A 2,714-nucleotide genomic window follows, 5' to 3' on the forward strand; every position below is an offset into this window, starting at 1 on the left:
CTCATGGGATGCTCCGTCGTTTGGACCGCGACCATCGCGGCCTTCTGGCGATGAAAGCCCACGGGCGGCGTGGCCCTGCACCCGGAGCAAGGCGCAGGGCCGAAGCGCAGCGGAGGATGGCGAAGACCGGCTATTTTGCTTCGCGATGGAAAGCGGCCCAGAGGGACGCGCCAGAAAATAGCCGGACGCAGCCATTGCCGGGACGGGTCGTTCGTGGGCCGATCGCCCTCTCGAAGGCCGTGGTGCGGTCCTTTTTCGACGGATGAACGCATCTGGGCATGATGATGAGCGGTGCTCACCGCCTTTCCCGTTGTCGGCTATGTCGCCCGAGCCATGAAGCGGGCGACGTCCTGCGGAGCGAGCTGGACCCGGACAATCGCCCGGAGCGCGTCGATGCCGAGCTGCCGGATATCCTCGTTAAAGTCCCCGAACGTCGGCGAGAGCGCTATCGCCTCGATCCCGGCCGCATTCGCCCGTTCGATCAGGCTGTCCCGCGCGCCGTCACCGGCCGGATCGTTGTCGCGGACGATGTAGAGCCGCCGCAGCGCGTCTGGGAACAGGATGGCGGCGAGATGTGGCGCCGACAATGCGGCTGCCGTCGCCATGCCCGGAATGATCTCACGCACCGACAGGACGCTTTCGATGCCTTCGCCTGCCGCCATCACGTCGCCAGGGGTGCCGAAGCGGACCGCGTGCCCGAGCAGGTCGCCCATCGCCTTGCGCTGTATGTCGATCGGCGCCTTGTCGGAGCCGTCTGGCGCGAGCCAGGTGCGGTGTGCGCCGGTGATCTTGCTATTCAGATCGGTGACGGCGGCAATCAACGCCGGCCATTTCTCGGTCGGGCTGTGCTCATCAGGCCGATAATAGCAGCGGGGATGAAAGCGGAGATTTCCGTTTCCGTGCAAAGACATGATGCCGCGTCTGCGCAAATACGTTTCCGCGATCGTGCCACCGATCGGCTGCGACATGGCGAACAGCCGCCGCGCCGCTTCTGAAGAGCCGAGTTGCGCCGGTGTGCTGGCGTGCTTCTTTGGCGGCGGCTCAGGTTCGGGATGCGGCAAGCTGAGAAAGCGCCGAGCTTCTTCGGCCACATCTTTGAAGTCGACGAGGCCGAGAGATTCGCGGATTACGTCGAGCAGATCGCCATGCTCACCCGTCGCGGCGTCGGTGAACTTGCCGGCCTGGCCTTTGGGCGTATCCCTCAGCCGCACGAACATCGAGCGGCCGGGCGTGTTGCGCATGTCGCCGACCTGCCAGTAATTGCCTTGGCGACGGCCGGCGTCGAGATAATGACGGCACACCGCCTCGGCCTGTCGGCCGAGACGCTGCGCCAGATCGGAAGCGTCGAGACGCGCCATCATGCCGCCTCCCGATCCGAGATGCGCGTCAACGCATAGGTGTCGAGCAGCTTGCCGAGGACGGTGGGACCGGCGGCGTCGATGGGGACGAAGAAGCGCAATTTCCACGAGATGATCTCGGTAAAGAGGCCATAGGCGCGCAGCCGCTCGCGCATTGCTTCGGTGAAACCGGAGAGTTCGATGCGGTTGGCGCCCATGACGCGGACGCGGCGAAGCTGGAGACCCTCGGTGAGATCGAGAATGGTCCGCCCGTCGATCAGCGCGGCATAGGCGTCTTCGGCAGACAGCTTCGCCGTGCCGGTGGTCGATGCTGCATTCGCCGCCCATGCCGGCGACACACGCCGCCCGATGATGCGCTCGCCGTCATCGGTCTGGAGCCGATAGACCCGCGTCGACTCGTTCGGCAGGCGCTTCCAGACCGGCAGGAGCAAGCCAGCGACGATATGCAGCGTGCTTTCCGTAAAGGCCGGCACGTCATCCAGTTCACTGCTCCAGGCCAGTGCGAAGGTCTGGCGGTCGGCGTCCTCCCAATGGCTGTCCGCCATCATCTGGAACGAGGCGTGATGGTGCTCCATCGGCCGGATCAACCGTACTCGGCGTTCGATCTCGCCATCGTCGAGCATCAGCGAGGGTGCTGCAACCTGCACGGCGGCGCGGCCCGATTTGGCGTTCACCAGCAGCTTGCCCTGACCATCGGCGAGCCAGGCCAGCGCATCGTCGAGCATCATCGGGCGGTTGCGGCGCTGCTCGGCGACGGTCAGCAGCCGCGTCTCTGCGCCGGTCGCCGAATGTGTGTAGATCGTCTTGCGCTCGGTGACTTTGAGGCTCTCCGCCGTCAGCGTTTCCAGCCCGACGTCATAGACGCCGCTGGCGATGGCGCCCTGCACCTTGGCGTCGAGCAACTGCTCGAAGGCGGTGAACAGGATGCCCTGAAGTTCGATGGTCAGCGCCAGCAAGCGGTTGAGGAAGGTTGTGATCGGCGGCAACTCGTCCTTGATGCCGTTCGTGTCCATCAGCTTGAGGCCGGTAGCGCTCTCGAAGCGGGTGAGCGAGCAGCCGTCGATCTTGCCACGCACGATCAGCAGATAGAGCTGCCGCAAGGCGGCGCGAGCATAGGGGCTTTCGAGGTTGTCCTCGGGCCGGAATAGTCCTTGCCCGCCGGTCTGGCGTTGCCCTCGCGTGATGGCGCCGAGCGTGTCGAGCCGCCGGGCGATGGTCGAGAGGAAGCGTTTCTCGGCCTTCACATCGGTGGCGATCGGTCGGAATAGCGGCGGCTGCGCCTGATTGGTGCGGTTGGTCCGGCCAAGGCCTTGAATGGCGGCATCGGCTTTCCAGCCCGGTTCGAGCAGGTAGTGG

2 protein-coding genes are annotated in these 2,714 nt (G+C 65.3%); both read right to left on the reverse strand.

What is annotated here, in order from left to right; genetic code table 11:
* Positions 1 to 317: 317 nt before the first annotated feature.
* Positions 318 to 1,358 (reverse strand): toprim domain-containing protein, encoded by a 1,041-nt coding sequence (locus tag KAY22_RS27570; RefSeq protein ID WP_296626233.1) that lies wholly within the window; start codon positions 1,356 to 1,358, stop codon positions 318 to 320.
* On the reverse strand, positions 1,358 to 2,714 hold a 1,357-nt coding region (locus KAY22_RS27575), incomplete at its 5' end, for a strawberry notch C-terminal domain-containing protein (protein ID WP_296626232.1). The genes KAY22_RS27570 and KAY22_RS27575, both read right to left, overlap by 1 nt.

It is taken from the genome of Rhizorhabdus sp. (assembly GCF_018006725.1).
In the GTDB taxonomy this organism is placed as follows: Bacteria; Pseudomonadota; Alphaproteobacteria; order Sphingomonadales; family Sphingomonadaceae; genus Rhizorhabdus.